General features: G+C 38.1%; 17 protein-coding genes. 2 read left to right on the top strand and 15 right to left on the bottom strand.

What is annotated here, in order from left to right; all coding sequences use genetic code 11:
- Positions 1-139: 139 nt before the first annotated feature.
- From Q0371_RS15050 to Q0371_RS15040, 3 genes are read right to left on the bottom strand one after another with little or no spacing between them, the layout of a single operon-like run.
- The gene (locus tag Q0371_RS15050) at positions 140-958 is read right to left on the bottom strand and encodes an ABC transporter ATP-binding protein (protein ID WP_298472430.1); all 819 of its coding nucleotides are present in this window, start codon (positions 956-958) and stop codon (positions 140-142) included.
- The gene (locus Q0371_RS15045) at positions 955-1959 is read right to left on the bottom strand and encodes an iron ABC transporter permease (RefSeq protein ID WP_298472427.1); all 1005 of its coding nucleotides are present in this window, start codon (positions 1957-1959) and stop codon (positions 955-957) included. Before Q0371_RS15045 ends, Q0371_RS15050 begins: the two co-directional genes overlap by 4 nt.
- An 18-nt stretch (positions 1960-1977) precedes the next feature.
- Positions 1978-3102, bottom strand: a complete 1125-nt coding sequence (locus tag Q0371_RS15040) for an ABC transporter substrate-binding protein (RefSeq protein ID WP_342568262.1) — start codon at positions 3100-3102, stop codon at positions 1978-1980.
- Between the two features lie 211 nt (positions 3103-3313).
- Here Q0371_RS15040 and Q0371_RS15035 point away from each other — a divergent pair, with 211 nt between their 5' ends.
- Together Q0371_RS15035 and Q0371_RS15030 are read left to right on the top strand one after the other, a co-directional pair.
- Positions 3314-3955 carry a phosphate starvation-inducible protein PhoH gene (locus Q0371_RS15035; RefSeq protein ID WP_298472422.1) on the top strand — a complete coding sequence of 214 codons (642 nt, stop codon included), beginning with the start codon at positions 3314-3316 and terminating at the stop codon, positions 3953-3955.
- Positions 3952-4557 carry a hypothetical protein gene (locus tag Q0371_RS15030; protein ID WP_298472419.1) on the top strand — a complete coding sequence of 202 codons (606 nt, stop codon included), beginning with the start codon at positions 3952-3954 and terminating at the stop codon, positions 4555-4557. Before Q0371_RS15035 ends, Q0371_RS15030 begins: the two co-directional genes overlap by 4 nt.
- Before the next feature lie 116 nt (positions 4558-4673).
- Here the strand turns inward: Q0371_RS15030 and Q0371_RS15025 are convergent, their stop codons facing one another.
- The 12 genes from Q0371_RS15025 to purU form a co-directional block, all read right to left on the bottom strand.
- Positions 4674-5708: a hypothetical protein gene (locus tag Q0371_RS15025; protein ID WP_298472416.1), complete on the bottom strand. Its 1035-nt coding sequence runs from the start codon at positions 5706-5708 to the stop codon at positions 4674-4676.
- A gap of 4 nt (positions 5709-5712) precedes the next feature.
- Positions 5713-6669: a hypothetical protein gene (locus Q0371_RS15020; protein WP_298472413.1), complete on the bottom strand. Its 957-nt coding sequence runs from the start codon at positions 6667-6669 to the stop codon at positions 5713-5715.
- A complete protein-coding gene (locus Q0371_RS15015; RefSeq protein WP_298472410.1) occupies positions 6662-7534 on the bottom strand; it encodes an FtsX-like permease family protein in 873 nt (290 codons plus the stop codon). Before Q0371_RS15015 ends, Q0371_RS15020 begins: the two co-directional genes overlap by 8 nt.
- Entirely contained in the window at positions 7515-8168 is a 654-nt protein-coding gene (locus Q0371_RS15010) for an ATP-binding cassette domain-containing protein (RefSeq protein WP_298472407.1), read from the bottom strand. Before Q0371_RS15010 ends, Q0371_RS15015 begins: the two co-directional genes overlap by 20 nt.
- A gap of 1 nt (position 8169) precedes the next feature.
- Complete coding sequence (locus Q0371_RS15005; RefSeq protein ID WP_298472404.1) at positions 8170-8778, bottom strand: hypothetical protein; 609 nt, start codon at positions 8776-8778, stop codon at positions 8170-8172.
- Positions 8771-9418 (bottom strand): phosphate starvation-inducible protein PhoH, encoded by a 648-nt coding sequence (locus tag Q0371_RS15000; RefSeq protein WP_298472401.1) that lies wholly within the window; start codon positions 9416-9418, stop codon positions 8771-8773. The genes Q0371_RS15005 and Q0371_RS15000 overlap by 8 nt, the downstream gene beginning before the upstream one ends.
- A complete protein-coding gene (locus tag Q0371_RS14995) occupies positions 9415-10215 on the bottom strand; it encodes an ABC transporter ATP-binding protein (protein ID WP_298472398.1) in 801 nt (266 codons plus the stop codon). The genes Q0371_RS15000 and Q0371_RS14995 overlap by 4 nt, the downstream gene beginning before the upstream one ends.
- The gene (locus Q0371_RS14990; RefSeq protein WP_298472395.1) at positions 10193-11902 is read right to left on the bottom strand and encodes a dipeptide/oligopeptide/nickel ABC transporter permease/ATP-binding protein; all 1710 of its coding nucleotides are present in this window, start codon (positions 11900-11902) and stop codon (positions 10193-10195) included. The genes Q0371_RS14995 and Q0371_RS14990 overlap by 23 nt, the downstream gene beginning before the upstream one ends.
- Complete coding sequence (locus Q0371_RS14985) at positions 11902-12906, bottom strand: ABC transporter permease (RefSeq protein ID WP_298472392.1); 1005 nt, start codon at positions 12904-12906, stop codon at positions 11902-11904. Before Q0371_RS14985 ends, Q0371_RS14990 begins: the two co-directional genes overlap by 1 nt.
- Positions 12907-12920: 14 nt before the next feature.
- The gene (locus Q0371_RS14980) at positions 12921-14603 is read right to left on the bottom strand and encodes an ABC transporter substrate-binding protein (RefSeq protein ID WP_298472390.1); all 1683 of its coding nucleotides are present in this window, start codon (positions 14601-14603) and stop codon (positions 12921-12923) included.
- Positions 14604-15146: 543 nt separating this feature from the next.
- Positions 15147-16034 carry a LysR family transcriptional regulator gene (locus Q0371_RS14975; RefSeq protein ID WP_298472387.1) on the bottom strand — a complete coding sequence of 296 codons (888 nt, stop codon included), beginning with the start codon at positions 16032-16034 and terminating at the stop codon, positions 15147-15149.
- Positions 16035-16584: 550 nt separating this feature from the next.
- On the bottom strand, positions 16585-17478 hold the full coding sequence (gene purU / locus Q0371_RS14970) for a formyltetrahydrofolate deformylase (protein WP_298472384.1): 894 nt from the start codon (positions 17476-17478) through the stop codon (positions 16585-16587).
- Between the last annotated feature and the right edge of the window lie 34 nt (positions 17479-17512).

Raw genomic sequence — 17512 nt, 5'->3', positions numbered from 1 at the left:
TTGACCCCGAGGGGCAAGGCGGTGGAGCTAGACATCAATTTATCCACAGGTTCAGTATTTTATAATTTCCTAAACAATAAAAAAAGTAGACATTGAAACGTCTACTCTTTTGTCCTTTATGCTCTGCTGACCAGTCGTCCTATAGATCATTGCCAAAATACGTAGGAACAACCGTTTCATAAATTTGTCCGTCCATTTCATGTCTCAGACGCTTTACAGCAATTTGGAAATAATCTAAAATATTTTTCTCTGTCATGATATCTGAAACATTGCCAGTTATCACAGGCATTTCTTTAGCAACCATTAATACTTTATCTCCTAGATAAAATGCATGATTTGCGTAATGAGTATTGATGACACAGGCCAAGCCCTTTTCTTTTGCTAGTCTTTTTATTGTTTGCAGGATCACCTTTTGCTTTTGCATATCTAAATGGGACTCCGGCTCGTCTAGTACTAAAATCTCTGGATCTGCCACTAGGGTTCGGGCTATTAGCGCTAACTGTAGCTCCCCTCCGCTTACAGATGTGCAGGATTCCTCTGCTAAATGCTTGATGCCTACTGAATCTAAGGCTTCTAAAGCCAAGGCATAGTCTTTTTTAGATGGCTGGGCAAAGGAACGAATATATACTGCTCTCCCCATTGTCACTAAATCCAAAATGGAATAGCTGAATGTCATACTAGATGCTTGGGGTACATAACCAATCTTTGTCCAAACTTCCTTAGAATTCATCTGAGAAAGGGGCTTACCATCTAGTAAAGTTTCTCCTCTTTTCCATTCCTGTAAGCCCATCATACATTTTAACAGCGTCGTCTTTCCCGCTCCATTTGGACCCAGAATGGACAGGATCTCTCCAGGACGAAGCTCAAAGTTAATATCATTCATATACAAGAACTTTTGAGAATCAGGAGCCTTCACCTTTTTATAAAAGTAGTTCCCATCCTTCACCTGTAAAATCAATTCCAGCCACCTCCTGTTTTACGGAGCAAATATGCAAAAAACGGAGCTCCAATAATAGCTGTTAAAATAGAAAGTGGAATTTCAGCTGCCGTTAGACTACGAGCAAGATTATCGATGAATAACAAGTACACTGCTCCAATGGAAATAGATGCTGGAAGTACATATTGGTTGTTACTTCCTACAATCATTCGAGCGATATGCGGAATGATTAGCCCTACCCATCCTATAATACCGGCAATGGATACTGCTGCTGCAGTAATCAACGTTGCTCCTAAAATAACTAGCCATTTTAGCTTGTTAACAGATACCCCTAATGACAATGCCTCTTCCTCTGAAAGTGACAGGATGTTTAGTCTCCAACGAAGGACATATAATATCAGAATTCCAACCAAAATAATTGGACCACCAATCATTAAATCGCTATAGCTGGCAGTACCAAGACTTCCCATTAGCCAATATGTAATTGCCGGGAGCTTTTCCTCGGGGTCAGCGAGGAATTTCACAAGCGAGATTAACGCCTGAAACAATGCACTAGTGACAACTCCCGCAAGAACTAGCATAAATATAGGCATATCTCGCTTTACTCCACCTATTAGAAAGGTGAAGCCAATCGCTAGCATACCCATTACTAATGCCATGATTTGCATCGTGAAGCTATTACCAAACAGTAAAATTCCAATCGAAGCTCCAAATCCAGCCCCAGCTGACACACCTAGAATATCGGGACTGACTAATGGATTCGCGAACATTCCCTGGAATGCTGCACCAGCGATGGACAATCCACCACCAATTAGCATAGCCAATAAAATCCTTGGTAGGCGTACATTCATGACCACTGTTTCTTCCATGTTTGTCCATGTTTGCTCCATAGGTACTATTTGAGAGAGCAGTATTTTGATTTGAACAACGAAATCAATTTGATACCGACCTACCCCAATCGAAATCAACCCAACTATGATAGGCAATGTCCAAAGTAATATCTTGATTAATTTAGACTTCATTATATAGACACCTTTTTATTAGTATTTTGCTGCTTCCGATGGTGGATTTAAGATTTCATCCACTTGCATATCCGATAGCTCATAATTATAGTAGCGTTTGTAATAGTCTTTTATTTCCTCGTTCATGTCATACGTAAATAGCTCAGGATGATTTTTTTGTGCCATCCATTTTAGCATCAATGGTGCATCTCCACTTGGTGGATACCAGCGATAGATACCGAGCGGCATTTTATAAACCTTTTTATCCTGAACGGCCTTTACTTCACTCCAGTCTTGGCTTTCAAAAACGTTGTTATACAAGTCCTCAGGCTGAGTTTCCGTAAAATTAGTAATATAAATGATATCAGGGTTCCATTTATAAATTTGCTCCATATTTACTGCTTTAATACCATCGACCTCTTCGGCTGCTACATCTATTCCGCCAGTGGAGTTCAGCCAACGATTTCCGTGCATTCCCGTTCCTGCCACAGAAATCTCTCCATCATTATGGTATTGCAATACCATCACACGTGGCATGTCCTTCTCTTTGACACCTGCTTCATCGAGCGTGTCGTAAATCATTTGTTGGTTTTCTTCACCTTCAGCAATAATCTCGTCAGGACGATCTGTTATACCAGTAATTTCTCCTGTTAAAGTTAACCAACGATTTAATGTATCTAACGGATTAAGTGAATCGGTTGCAGTGTCTAACGCAACAGTTGTTATTCCTGTATCTTCAAGCTTTTTCACTGTTTTTTCTTGGTTAGCAATCTCAAAATAGACATCTGGATCTAAAGAAAGTAGCTCTTCTACGTTTACTTCCCCATTTTCAATAAAGTTCGTTTTAGCATCTAGTATAGATGGAGAAATTTCCTTTAAAATAGAGTGAGAAGCTGCATTATAAGAATTTGGATGGATACCTGCAATCTCTTCAGTAGAATTGGTAGCGATAAACCATGTGGAGAAGTACGGTAGTATCCCTCCCATTACAATGCTGTCTAGCTTTCCAGGAATCTCTACCTCTCTATTTAATTCGTCTACAATTATCTTTGTTTCTTGACTAGCCTCTAAATCCTTATTTTTTACTTCATTATCATTACCGCAACCTGCTAATAATAATGCGATAGAAGCAGAGGCAATTATGTATCTATATGGTCGTTTCATCATTATATTTGTCTCCATTCTCATTGAGAATCATTTTCAATACCTAACTAACTTATAATAAATATCCCGAAAGGTCAAGAATGCTTAATAAAAAAACAATATTCAGAATGCAATATAGTAAAATTTTGCCTTTTTATTTTTAAGGTGCATATGTTATGATGCAATTAAATGAGAATAGTTATCAATTATTTCAAGCGATGGAGGGCTCTTTTTGACTAACATAAATAACATACTCTATTTGGATCCAGGTCATGCGTTTGGATTGTCCAACCGTACCAATTCTTTTATGAACGAACATTTTACGATTATCGATCAATATCAATTAACCGAACATCCGTTAGAGCCATACTGTTGTATAGTCGTGCACGATTTTGCAGATCAAGAGTACTTATATAAACATAAAGCAGTTATAGAAGACTTTTTAGAAGCAGGGAAAGTTGTCATATTCGGTGGGCACTTATTTAGAGAATGGCTTCCTGGCTGTCCTATCTTTACACCTAGAACGATTGAAAGCCATGAAGATTACCATGTTTTCAAGAAAATAGATCATCCTATTTTTAAGGGAGTAGATACCGATGATATGACCTACAACAAAGGAGTGGCCGGCTTCTTCGCAAGAGTGACTCACTCCCCTGTTCCAAATGGTGCGGAGGTGCTTCTAACTTTCCGCGATGGAATGCCTATTACATATATTGATCGCCAGTCAACGAAGGGAACAATTTTAGTTCATTCCGGTCGTGATCTCTTTGCTCATCGCATGCAAAATAAATCAACGGATCGTATCAGCATCCAGCTCTTACAATGGATTCAATATGAATATAAGGCACTACAAAAGGAGGTCAGCTCCAAATGAGAAAAATTGCTGTAGTTTATAGTGGACATGCACCTCATCATAGAACATTCAATGAACCAAAATATAAACAATATATAGACAGACTAATCTACTTCCCAGATTTCCAAAATGATTCATTGGAAGGGATAGATGTTTTGTTTGTACCTTCACAGCTAAATGAACATTTATTGATGGCTTCGAAGGAGAAAATCCATGCTTTTGCAAATGCGGGAGGAATCGTTGTAGCCTTTGGACCGCAGCCTTGGGAATGGCTTCCAAACCAAAAATGGGAGGAACGAGAAACTAATTTTTGGTGGTGGCTTGAAAAGGATGCAAATAGTGGATTAGTACTAGCTGACCCGGAGTATGATTTGTTCAACTATATAACTTTGCGAGATGCTACGTGGCACCAGCACGGTGTATTTTGGCCAGTGGAAGGTTCTCACAAACTTATTACGACCGAGGATGGTGGTGCTGTTCTTTACGTTGACAAGGTGAGCACTAATGGAACTTGGATTATTACTACCCTAGATCCTGACTATCATTTTGGCTCCTACTTCATGCCAGCAACCGAACGATTCCTAGATGGATTTTTACCATGGCTAGCTAAAGGAAATATATAAGAAAAGACCTGATACTCTTTTTAAAATACAGAAAAAAACGTGAAATCATTGCGATTTCACGTTTTTTATATTTAAACGATAGTTTTGTCTAGCCTATTCACTTCAAATAAATTCTTTCACTTTAAGGAGTTTTTGCGTTTATGAAATCCAAATGCTAGTAAGCCACCTATTAGAACGATGCCTATTGCTAGAAAACCCGATTTGTTAGTTGTAGAAATAGAAGACCCTTCTACTGATTTTGGTTGAGTAGTTAGTGATGATAACTGTTCATCTAGTTTAGCTGTTTCTACAACTTGAGGAAGCTGTTCTTCTGTGAATGCTTTTTCTTCCGCTTGTAATTCAGGTGTTACCGAACGATTACCAATAACAATGAATTGTAGTGCAATGTCAGCTACTGTATCTTCTGAGATACCTACCGGTTGCTCATGACTGTCCTTATCTTCGTCCTGATGCAGATGCCTAGCAGTATCTGTATCGAAGTTTGATCCGTACCATGATTCTGCAATATGTTGACCTTGCCAAACGAGGGGATCTACTGAATCGGTAATTGCTCGAGGGTGAAGACCTAGCTCAAACAATTTACCATCGATTGTTAACTGGTAGACATTCACGTTCTCACCTTTTGGCGTTTTCTTTGTCTTTCGCTCAACCCTTTCAATAACTCCTGTGGGACCAGACATAAAGCCTGCCTTGTCCATTAATGAAAGACCATTTACCTTTTTATGTACATGAGCAGCAACAAATTTAGCAAATTCATCATGTGTCAGCTGTTCATTTGGGTTCTCTAATTGTAATTCACCTAAAAAGAAAGCTTCATTTACTAACGAATACGTTGCATTTCCTTCAATCGTTGATATTAACCCTTCCTCTACTGCTGCTTTAGACAATTCATTTAAGGTTTTCCCTTCCAATCTGTTATAATAACCAATCCATCCCGCCAAATCCCAAGCAGTTAGTGTGTCTAGAGGTCGAAATGTTTGCTCCATATCTTGAGACGGAATCACACCTAGTGCTGAAAGTAATACTACCTCTTGCGCTGCTTCGGTAATGGACAAATCTTCTAGTAAATTAGTTTCATTAATAACATGAGCAAATGCTGGTGTTGTTGTAAGTATCAATATAGAAAACAGTATCCCTACTTTTTTAAACATACACTCACCCCTCTTTTGTATATAACAATAAGCCTCCATTAAATTGTTTAAAATATGGCTGCTGTATAGCTTTAAGTGTTTGTACTTTCTCATATTCTAGAGTGAAACTCGGTAGCTCTTCTAGCAGTTCCTCTGGTAAGAAGAATCCATTGTAAAAGCCAGCTTCTATGACAAGTTTAGCTGCGTCTCCTGCTCCGTTTTGTAATACCTGTCCCAAAAGGAGGACGTGTGCATATTCTAACTCGTATTCAACATATACATGGTCATTGCGAAAATAATAGTGAAGATTACTTTGTTCATTTAGCCATTCCTCATTTAATTCATAAGGGAGCGTCGGTGACTCTTTTACCCATTTTAGTAAATTCTTTTCTACTAAATCCGTGTCTTTTTGTAAATCTTCAATAATATGTTCTTCTACTTCGGCTGTCCAATCAATGTCTAAATAATTTGCTATTATATCTAATTCAAGACCTGCTGTTTCCTGAAGAAAATCTTCTCGTGCGCTTAGATTCTTTTCGATTGCTTGTAGTAGCTGTTCATGGCCCTGTAGAGTTTTCTTGCTAATGAGTAGTTGTTTGTATTGTAAATATAAACCATTCAAATCCACTAGGTAATTTTCAATTTCGGATTCTATTACCCACTGATTTCCAAGTAAATCTGTTATATCTGCACCTTGTTGCATGAAGGCTAACCACGTATCTAATCCAATTTCGGAATAAAATTGCAATTGTTCAATTGCCATTTGCTGATCATTTGTAAATTCTTTTTCTGCAGCTTCAATTTTAGGTTCAAGTTCTTCCATTTCTGTCTTTGTCCGTTGCAGATCAATTTGGAGTTTTTCAATTGTTGATTCATCGTAAACAATCCCTAAAAAATCAGCAAATGCCCCAGTTAAATGAGCATAAGCAGGTAATCCCAATAGACAGCATAATCCGGCAATACAAATTATACGTTTACACATGTCTGATCAACTTTCTTGTAGATAGATAACTTGCCGCTAGACTCAACAACACACCTATTACAGACTGAATAATAATCGTCCCAATTAAATCCGATAAGTTTAAGCTTCCAAGGTATGGAGCTGCCTGTTGAATTTTTTGAAAGATAGTCCGATGAAATGCAGTAACAACTAATGCTGCTAAAAACGATCCTGCTATGCCTAACAAAACACCCTCAAGTAAAAACTGCAAGCTTACTAATCGTGGATCAATACCTAAAAGCAACTTCACCTTTAACTCCCGGTTCCGCTGATACATCGCTAAATGGAAAGTGATGTATACCATAACAAATGCCAAAGCTAAAAAAATGATGAGGGAAATAGTTCCGTACAGTTCAATTTTTGTAATCCACTTTGACAAAATTTCAGCCATTTGCTGTGGGTAAACTACTTTTTTAATGCCTTTAATTGCCTCTAGCTCTTTAGCAATCACCGGCATCAGTGATTTGTCCGTTATTTGAAATTTAACAGCATCCTCTACACTTCCATTTGTAAAAGTATCTAGTAAGTGCTCCTTTCCTTGAAAGAAAAATGCAAGCTCTCCAATGAGTTCCTCACCTGTTTCGATTTCAACACTATGAGTATAGTTCTGTTTTTCTAGGATCACTGCCACATCTTCCACTAGCCCATCCTCCACATACACCTTCATGGCTAGCTGGGACTCCACATAATGGACAGCATCTTGAACGAAAGAGCGCGTCAATAACAAACAACCAATCAACAGTAAGGCTATGAACAGCAAGACGATTGAAGCAATCGCACTACCTTTATTTCGTGTTAGCCCTAACCTAATGTCCTCCATCATATATTTAAAATGATGCTTGTTCATACAATCTACCGTCCTCCATCATCCAACATTTTGCAACAGAACTCAGCAGTCTATCGGAGTGTGTCACGATTAAAATTGCTATATTTTCTTCTTTATGTAATTCATCTAATAACACCATAATTTCATCGGACGTTTCGTTATCTAAATTTCCAGTTGGCTCATCCGCCAATAACAACAAAGGCTTGTTGAGTAGTGCGCGTACAATTGCGACACGTTGTTGCTGACCGCCCGAGAGCTCCGGTGGAAAGGCATTTATTTTATCCGTCAGGCCAACTCGCTCAATTAATCGAAGTGCCTCTGATTCAATTTCATGTAACGGGCGTCCGAGCACTCTTCCCGCCAACATAACATTTTCGATTACTGTCTTTTGCTCAATGAGTTCAAATGATTGAAAGATTATCCCTATTTTGCGGCGTAGCTCAAATTTTTTCATCGAGTTTATTGGTACACCGTCAAATTCTATCATTCCCCCGCTCACATCCATTTCTCGATAAAGCAGCTTCAATAAGGTACTCTTACCTGACCCTGAACGTCCACGTAAAAAAGCAAATTCGCCTTTGCTTAATTGAAAACGAATGTTACGTAACACCTCTATGTCACCATAACGCTTTGATACATCTGTAATGCGAATCATCTTAAATTTGACCTTCCTTCAGCCATGGGAATAAGCCACTTAGGAATCGCTCGGTTGCTGGCATAAAATACGAGCCAAAATGATAATCTGGATCGAGTGTTGTATTTACCCACACACCTGCAGTATTTACACGATCAATATATAACACCGACCCACCATCTACTGTAGAAACTAATGTTTCACAGCCCTCTGTCGGCCAATAAACCCCGTGCTGATGCCAGGTTGCATCGGCTAAGGTTAAATAATTTCGGAATAAATCATGGTCTTTACCCAGTAAACGTAACCCACTGTCTGCCCCTGGCTCTCTCCACCACCAGAAGTTGGTTGGGCGGAATTCCCATTTATGTGCCGGCAGCCATTCACGATGTTGTGGGCCCATTGTCACCACAATCTTGCCCTCATTGGCAAATTCATAAATTTTATGTATGTTTTCATCTAATAAACGAGTATGAGTCTGTGATGGAATAATTAATACATCATATTCAGCGAGCGATGTTTCAGCAAACTGGCGAATGGGGATTAGCTGATCGATATACTTACCAAATGTTGACGTCTTATACGTCCGGGAATTCTGTGAACTTCCTCCATACATTACAGCAATTTTACGCATTTATGATCACTCCCTCTTGTAAACGTTTATATTCTTCTTGTGTCCACCTTATAATTTGCGGTGAAATACGCTCTGTTGTTTTCTCCCCGGTTCTTTGCATACGTACATACTGAAACAAATTTCCTCCCGAGTGAACTAAAATGGTGCCCTCTGTTGTTTCACGGTCAATATACGTTACTGGCTCTCCTCCAGGCAGTGTTAATAAAACTTCTGCTCCAGTAGGTAATGGATGATGGCCACGTGCAAAGAACCCTTTCACGCCTTTATTAACTGTCATATCCTCTTCTAATACTCCTTCGAAGATTGGGTGGGGCTTCGCGATGGAAATATCATAATCCATATGACTGTGAATTTCTTTTGGGATAAATGGTTTTGCACCCGGTAGCCATTCTGTAACTAAATTGCCAAAGAAACAAACAATTTTCCGATCTGCTAAAAATCCTGCAATAATATTACGATGTTCGTATAAATAATCTTGGTCAACAAAGTTAGTAATAATCATGCACTTATAATCTTTTAAATCCTTCTCATGTAGTTTGTACATATCGACAATATCAAATTGCTCATCAAAATCTGGGATAGATGGGTTCCCTTGTGAAAATACGTTACAAGAATGAACAATAATATAATCTTTTTTCATGATGACAATTCTCCTTCCTGTCTTTCAAGTATTAATAGTGCTTTAATAAGTGATTTTGTAAATGGATGAGTTGGTTCGTTAATCACTTGTTCAGTCGGACCTTCGTCGACAATTTCTCCTTGATGCAAAACAATAATGCGATCACAAAAACCATTCGTTAATGCTATATCGTGCGTTACAAAAATGTAGGAAATATTGAATTGTTCATTCATCCGTTTTAATAATTGAATTAGCTCTAAACGAAGAGAGGTATCTAACATGGAGGTTGGCTCATCAGCAATAATCAGTTTGGGCTTACAAACAAATGCGCGCGCTACACCGATACGCTGACGTTCTCCTCCTGATAATTCATGTGGGTAACGATTTAAGTATTTATCAGGATCTAACGAAACGAAAGCTAATGCTTCCCTCACCATTTGTAATCGTTTTTCTTTTACTGGCTCTATTTTCTGGATAATTAGTGGCTCCTCCACTAGCTCAAAAATTTTCATCCGTGGAGACAATGATTCATAAGGATCTTGGAATATCATTTGAATATGCTTTGCAAAAATTCGACGTTCCTTAGCTTTTAATGTTGTCAGTTCAACATTATCAAAATAGATATTGCCATTACTTGGTTCCTCTAAGCCCGCCAATATTTTACCAATTGTACTTTTACCAGCACCTGAAGCACCAATTAGTCCAATAATTTCTCCTTGTTCAAATGAAAATGACACATCTTTTAATACCGCAACTTTATCGCTCTTTGAATGTCCATATATTTTCATCAGATGGTCAACTTTGACTAGCGTACTCATATTCAACTTCCTTTGGTTTTATTTTCTGTTTTAATAATGGTATTGCATCAATTAGTCGCCGTGTATATGGGTGTGTGGAATTTTCCGCAAGTTCTATGGATGGACCACCGTCAACAATATGTCCATACTTCATAATGATTAAATGATCTGTAATGGATAACACAGCCGGTAAATCATGCGAGATGAATATCATCGATAAATTAAGTTCTTTTTGAAGCTTAGCCAGTAGCTGTAAAATTTCTACTTGCACAATAACATCTAACCCAGTTGTCGGTTCATCAGCAATCACAAATTTTGGTTTATTAATCAGTGCCATTGCAATAATGACACGCTGACGCATCCCACCTGACAATTCATGTGAAAAGGCAGAACGCCATTTCGGATCTAGCCCTACCTGGATCAACACCTCATCTATTCGTCTATTTATTTCCTTAACCGACATTTTTTGATGCGCTAAAATTGCTTCTTTTAATTGTTTTTCTACTGATACTACAGGATTTAATGCATTCATCGCGGCTTGCGCTATATACCCAATTTGCTGCCCCCGAACATTGCGAATCTCTTCATCACTAAACAACTGCAAATCTTTTCCTTCAAAATAAATGGAACCATTCGGTACATGTGCAGATGATTTCAATTGCTGGATAATAGCAGAAGCAACCGTTGTTTTTCCACTGCCCGATTCTCCGACAATACCAATTACCTCACCTGTTTTTACTTGAAAGCTTACATCCGATACAACGGTGGAATACGCTCCATTTTTAGGGAACTGAACTGTTAAATTTTCTACATCTAAGGCTATCTGTTGATGTACCAATACATCGTTTTGAACAAGCTGTTTCTTCGGTCGTTTCTTAGCAGCAACATAATCACCTAAACGAGGGTTTACTTTCTCCTCTAAGTAATAACCCATAAACGAAAACGCAAGTACAACTAGCACAATACAAATGCCTGGAGGAATAATCCACCACATCCATGCTTCTGTTAAGAAGGCACTTCGACTATTCGCGTAATACAATATACTTCCCCAGCTTTTCATCGTCGGATCGCTCATACCTAAAAAGCTTAGCGATGATTCCAGCAAAATCGCTGCATTAACTGCTCCAACAAATTGAGGAATAAATAATGGAAATACTCCAGGTAAAATATGCTTTTTAAAAATATAAAAATTCCCCGCTCCCATTGTTTTAGCAGCTAGTACTGGACCAGCCGTTTTAATGGATAACGTCTGAGCTCGAATTTGACGGGCCTTGCCAGCCCACATGACGAGAGTAATAACGAACACTTGTGTAAAAACCCCAGGACCAAGGTAAACAGCAACGACAATCATAAGTGGTAAAAATGGCAAAGTTAACACAACGTCTATAAAGCGCATGACAACGGTTTCAAACCAACCGCCAATATAGCCTGAAAGGACACCGATAATACCACCAATTGCGGTCGCTAGCACAGCTGTCACAATACCAATAAATAAGGAAGTTCTTGCTCCTACAGCTAACTCCGCTAAAATATCCTGTCCCATATCATTTGTCCCTAACCAATGCTCACTACTAGGTGCAGCAAACGAGGGACCCGTTTGTTTATATGCATCATATGGTATGAATTGTGGACCTAAAATAGCGAATAACAGTACGAAACTAAACATGATGAGACCTATGATTCCAATAACTTTCGTTGCCTTGCGCATTATTGTCCCACCTTCGTTAATTTTGTTGATTTTGCCCGTGGATCGATAAGTGGATACGTTATATCTGCTAAAATATTTGCTGCAATTACACCTATCGTAATCATTAAAAACACACCCTGCATCATTGGGAAATCCCTTGCAACAACACTTTCATATAACAATCGGCCAATGCCCGGATATGAAAATACAGTTTCAACAACGACTGAACCACCAATTAGCGTCCCTAAAGTCATCGTAAAATGTGTATAGATCGGTAACAGAGCATTTCGCAGACCATGGTTAAAAATCAATGTTCTTTTATGTACACCTTTTGCTTCCGCCATGGATATGTAATCTTGACCCAATGATTCCAACATGGATGACCTTGTTAATAAATAATTGGAGCCAACTGTTGCGATGCTCAAAGTCATAATAGGTAGTATTAGATGCCATACTACATCTTTTATGAAACCAATTGTCGTCCCATCCTGTACTATTGAGACAGCACCGTATGTTGGAAACCACCCCAGTTGAACAGCAAAAATAGCTATAAAAAGCATACCTATCCAAAACCCAGGAACCGCTTGAAAAGTTAACATTGTTGTTAAAAATGTGATATCCCGTCCTTTCCCTCGATTCCAAGCAGAGTAAGCTCCTAACATCACCCCAATAATCGTACTTAAAATCATTGCAGGTCCAATCAAAACGAGAGTCCATGGCAAACGTTCACCAATCATTTGAACAACTGGCTGTGCATGTTTGATAGACGTTCCTAAATCCCATGTGAATATTCCACTTATGTAATTTATATATTGCTCCCATAGCGAACCACCGAGTCCAACTGACTCAAGCACTGACTGTTTTTGTTCCTCCGAAAGCTCTCTTAGCGTGCCTTCGTCAAAGAAAAATAGTAACGGGTCGCCAGGGGCGAAGCGTGGCAACACGAAGTTAATCGTTATTGCCACAAAAAGCACCAATGCATATTGAATGAACTTTTTTCCGATAATCGAAGACGTTCTGTTCATTTACTTTTGCCACCTCATTTTATGGATACTGGTTCTGTTGCTGAAACGGCTGTTTGAACATCTTTCGATAAAAATGAATATTTATTAATGATGCCGTAGCCTAATGATTCTACGTACTGATCAAATACTTCTGCGTTGTACGCATATACCTCTTTTGGATAGTACAATGCAATAGATGTTGGTTGTGAATTGTATTGTTTTTGCATATCAAACGAAATCAATTTACGACTTTCAATGTCAGTTGCTGCCATCCAATCAGAGATTAATGCATCCATCTCAGGGTAGGCAACCTCTTTTGTCCATAAGTAGCCTGAACGGTGAGACATAATAAATTGGTCTGGATCAGCTACGCCATGCGGTCCAATCAGACTTATCGTAGCTTGATAGTTCTTTTCACTTGAATGAGCAGCAAATGTTGTAGCATCTAATGCTTGAACATTCATTTGGATTCCCACGTTTGTCGTGAAATGCTCCGCCATCAATTCTGCTGTTCTAACAAATATTGGTTCTCCCGAAGATACTTTAATCGTTGTAGTGAGAACTTCCCCATCTGCTGTTTCGAGTAAACCGTCACCATTTGTGTCTTTATATCCAAGTGCAGCAAATTTTTCTTTAGCCTGCTTTAAATCATAAGGTGTTGACAGATCTGGATTTGTCCAAGGAGATGCTGGGTGTGGATAGCCTTTTGTTCCTGCTTGTCCTTGACCCAATAAAATCGTGTCCACAATTGCCTGACGATCGATTGCTAGTGACATTGCTTCACGGAATTCTGGATTGTCATAAGGCTCTATTCCGTAATTTAAATTGAACTGAACAATAGATAATGCAGATGCTTCTGCTAGCTTGAAATTATTATCATTGATAAAAGTAGAAATAAGCTCTGCTGGTACTGGACGTGAAGAAACATCAACCTCTCCAGATTTCAGTGAGTTAAACATTGCAGTTGCATCCGAAATAATCGGAAGCGTTAGATTTGCAACAGTTGGTTGCCCCATGAAGTAATCATTATTTGCTTTCAATTTATAATGTTGGTTAGTTACATATTCCGTTAATATAAAAGGACCTGTACCTACCGCTAGTTCCGTGTGTTTACGTGGATTTTCTACTTTGCTCCAAATGTGCTCTGGTAAAATTGGTAAGTCGGCAAAGGTTATAGTCAAAAGTGATGGACATGGATAACCGCACTCAAAACGTACTGTCTTACCGTCTTCCTGTACCTCGATTGTGTCGATTTTCGGTACTTCGCTCACATGATGGGTATGACGATTTGCTGGACCATCTCGGTAATATTCATATGTAAATTTTACGTCTTCTGCTGTGAAATCTTCACCGTCATGCCACTTAATACCATCTCGAACTACCACATCCCAAGTAGTGTCATCAATCTGTGTTGCTGACTCTGCTAACCACGGCGTTGGTTTTTCTACATATGGTGAAGGAGAAAATAATTTATCATAAACTAAATCCGTTAACCAATCTAAGTTTCCTGTATAAATATTTAATGGTCCTACATCATTCGTTAGACCAATCGTTAAATTCTCTAATTGCTGTGACTGAACAGATTTCTTATTGTCCTGCTCGCTTTCTTGTCCACTACTATCATTCTCGCCTTTCTCACTTGATGAACAAGCTACCAAAACAAACATCAATAAAATCGTTAATGTTGGCAAGCAACACTTTTTAAAATACTGTTTCATTCTTATCCTCCTACAATATTATTTCAAACTGCATGTTGAATATATCAAGGTTGAGAATGATTATCAATATCATCAAAAATATGATTAACCATTTTAACTGAAGTCTCTAGGATGAAAAGAGCATTATTAAAATATGTTATACAATTATTAGAATTTCTAATAATTGTGCTAGATGAATCAATTTCATAATTTCTATTTTTTAGCTAAAAACACGAACAATTAATAGAGAATAATGAAGTTAATATGCTTTTATATGTGTAAAGTAGAATTTGTTTCCGCGCATCTAGCGGACGCTTTCCGCGGGGTGAGCGATAAGCCATCACCGTCGCTTACGCGCGCGGTTGTGATGTCTTATCTGTCTCACTCATCCCTACTTGTGTCGCCACCTGTCACTTCAATTAACCATTAGAAAATGTTCGTATTTCATCGGTAAAGGCCTATTTATGAAATTGACTCAGATAATAATAAAAATCTATTGTTAGGCTCCATGACAACAATTACCTTTAAAATCTATCTATAAAAAAAACTAAAATCCTCTTGTACTTAAGAGGATTTTAGCTTTAAATTTTTTCGTATATGATTACAAAATGACTTTTCTGCAATTGATAACGGCTGTTCACGATTGTATACTATACCAATCTTTCGTTTAATGGTCAGACCCTTTACTTTTTTAACAGTGAGTCCCTCCAATCCCTTCTCCAACAGCTTAGAAGGTAAAAATGATACACCAAATTGATGCTGAATAGCTTTAACTATTAGTTCAAAATTAGTCATTTGCATATAATATACCGTCACATTTTTTTGATCTATTGCTTGTTTAATATGTTGATTCAAATAAAAACTTTGCGGCAGCAATATCGGTAAATTCCTTAAATCTCGAGCATAAATGATTTGCCGACTCGCTAACGGATGATTCTGAGGCATAACAAGCACAAATTCCTCTTCAAATAATATATCGATATCAAAATTATTTAAGACTGTGTGATCATCGTAAATTGGCATAATCGTAAATTTTGTCTTTTTTTCTAGCAAACACTGCTTCAAATCATCATAACAATGGCTATTAATTTCATATGGACAGTGGTTGCACATCATATTTTCTACATCAAATAACTCACAAAAAAAATAATTTGCTATGTATTGACTAATATAGAGTGTCGTATTTTGTTCTTGTAAAGACTCGTTTAGATCACTCTGCATTTTACTCTCTAATCTCTTTACTTGTTTAGCATAATGCAATACGATTTTGCCCTGCTCTGTTAGCTCAACTTGATTTTTTCTTCTATTAATCAATTGACAATTCAGCTCTATCTCCAACTGTTTAATATGCTGTGTAACAGTGGGCTGGGAGCAATATAGTTTCTCTGCAGTTTCCGTAAATGTTTTATTCTGCTCCAACGCTATAAACGTTTTGTACTTATCACTTATCATATAAACTGCCTCTCCATATAATTGATATTGATTATCAATATCAATTATACTACACATCTTTCAGGTTGTAAATTACCTATCGTGGAGTATGAAATTAGAAGATTTTATTTTAAATGATTATGTTAAAGGCTAGGGTTGATTTATGATGCTCTCTAAATCGGCAAGTAAAATTGATTTCCGCGCCAACCGGACGCTTTCCGCGGGGTGAGCGATAAGCCATCACCCATCGCTTGCGCGCGTGGTTGTGATGTCTTATCTGTCTCACTCATCCCGCTGGAGTCGCCGCCTGTCGCTACAATCAATAAATGGAGAACAGCGTTAATTTATAAAGCTCTATTTATAAATCACTCGTATAAACAAAGCCGTAAAAATGACTCCAACACACTTCATAAATTATTTATGTTCTTAATAGTCATTTAAATTGTACAGTCGGAATAAAAAGAAATGTTTAGTTAAAATCAACCAATAACTTTAACATAACCTTTTAAATAAAAAAGTGAGCTTCTAAGGCTGGTATTTTCCAACATCAGAAGCTCTCTTATCTTACACTCTAATGAAATACAATGGTTTTATTGCCCTCTACGATTACTCGGTTTTCCAGATGCCATTTTACAGCTCTCGCAAGTACACGTCTTTCGATTTTACGTCCAATTTTCTTAAGTTCCGTTACATCATCCCGGTGGTCTACCCGTTCTACGTCCTGTTCAATAATCGGGCCCTCATCCAAATTGTTCGTTACATAGTGAGAAGTGGCACCAATTAGCTTTACTCCACGCTCATATGCACGTTCGTAAGGACCTGCTCCTATAAAGGCAGGTAGGAAGGAGTGATGAATGTTAATTATCCGGCTCTCAAAATGAGCAACAAAATCTGGAGTTAGTATTTGCATATATCGAGCTAAAATAAGTAAGTCTACATCATACTGCTGCATCAAGCGGATTTGCTCTTCCTCCACCTGCTTACGAATATCCTTATTAGCCGGAATATAATGATAGGGGATTCCTAGTGCCTCTACCATTGGACGGGCAGTTTCGTGATTACTAATGACTGCCACTATATCTGTGTCGAGGTCCCCATTTTGCCATTCCCATAAAAGCTCTATTAAGCAATGAGTTTCTCGGGATACAAAAATTGCCGATCGAATGCGTTCTGCAGGATAGGAAAACTTATATTCCATTCCATGCTCAAGTGAAATTTCTTTAAAATCACTCTCCATTTGTGCAGCCCGTTCAGCCAGCTGACCACCGTGATATTCAATGCGAATAAAGAATGTTCCGTTTTCTGGGTCACTTGAATACTGACTAGACTCAATAATGTTACATTCATGCTTGTATAAAAAGGTCGATAATACTGCCACTATTCCAGGTTTGTCTGGACATTTTACTAGCAGTCGGCCTTTATTTTCCTGTGTTTTTCGATGCTTATTTATTTGTATTTCGTCCATTTGAATGCCACCCTTTATTAGTGATATTAATTTT

The organism is uncultured Psychrobacillus sp. (assembly GCF_938022135.1).
GTDB lineage: Bacteria > Bacillota > Bacilli > Bacillales_A > Planococcaceae > Psychrobacillus.
The sequence above is the reverse complement of the archived record's forward strand: the minus strand, read 5'-3'. Positions and strand labels throughout refer to the sequence as shown.

Bases quoted from the DNA above. Each gene is read 5' to 3' on its own strand.
- Q0371_RS14980 (WP_298472390.1), bottom strand. From the start codon at position 14,603: ATGAAACAGTATTTTAAAAAGTGTTGCTTGCCAACATTAACGATTTTA.
- Q0371_RS15020 (WP_298472413.1), bottom strand. From the start codon at position 6,669: ATGTGTAAACGTATAATTTGTATTGCCGGATTATGCTGTCTATTGGGA.
- Q0371_RS15045 (WP_298472427.1), bottom strand. From the start codon at position 1,959: ATGAAGTCTAAATTAATCAAGATATTACTTTGGACATTGCCTATCATA.
- Q0371_RS15000 (WP_298472401.1), bottom strand. From the start codon at position 9,418: ATGAAAAAAGATTATATTATTGTTCATTCTTGTAACGTATTTTCACAA.
- Q0371_RS15015 (WP_298472410.1), bottom strand. From the start codon at position 7,534: ATGAACAAGCATCATTTTAAATATATGATGGAGGACATTAGGTTAGGG.
- Q0371_RS14990 (WP_298472395.1), bottom strand. From the start codon at position 11,902: ATGCGCAAGGCAACGAAAGTTATTGGAATCATAGGTCTCATCATGTTT.
- Q0371_RS14995 (WP_298472398.1), bottom strand. From the start codon at position 10,215: ATGAGTACGCTAGTCAAAGTTGACCATCTGATGAAAATATATGGACAT.
- Q0371_RS14985 (WP_298472392.1), bottom strand. From the start codon at position 12,906: ATGAACAGAACGTCTTCGATTATCGGAAAAAAGTTCATTCAATATGCA.
- Q0371_RS15030 (WP_298472419.1), top strand. From the start codon at position 3,952: ATGAGAAAAATTGCTGTAGTTTATAGTGGACATGCACCTCATCATAGA.
- Q0371_RS14975 (WP_298472387.1), bottom strand. From the start codon at position 16,034: ATGATAAGTGATAAGTACAAAACGTTTATAGCGTTGGAGCAGAATAAA.
- Q0371_RS15010 (WP_298472407.1), bottom strand. From the start codon at position 8,168: ATGATTCGCATTACAGATGTATCAAAGCGTTATGGTGACATAGAGGTG.
- Q0371_RS15025 (WP_298472416.1), bottom strand. From the start codon at position 5,708: ATGTTTAAAAAAGTAGGGATACTGTTTTCTATATTGATACTTACAACA.
- Q0371_RS15040 (WP_342568262.1), bottom strand. From the start codon at position 3,102: ATGAAACGACCATATAGATACATAATTGCCTCTGCTTCTATCGCATTA.
- Q0371_RS15005 (WP_298472404.1), bottom strand. From the start codon at position 8,778: ATGCGTAAAATTGCTGTAATGTATGGAGGAAGTTCACAGAATTCCCGG.
- purU (WP_298472384.1), bottom strand. From the start codon at position 17,478: ATGGACGAAATACAAATAAATAAGCATCGAAAAACACAGGAAAATAAA.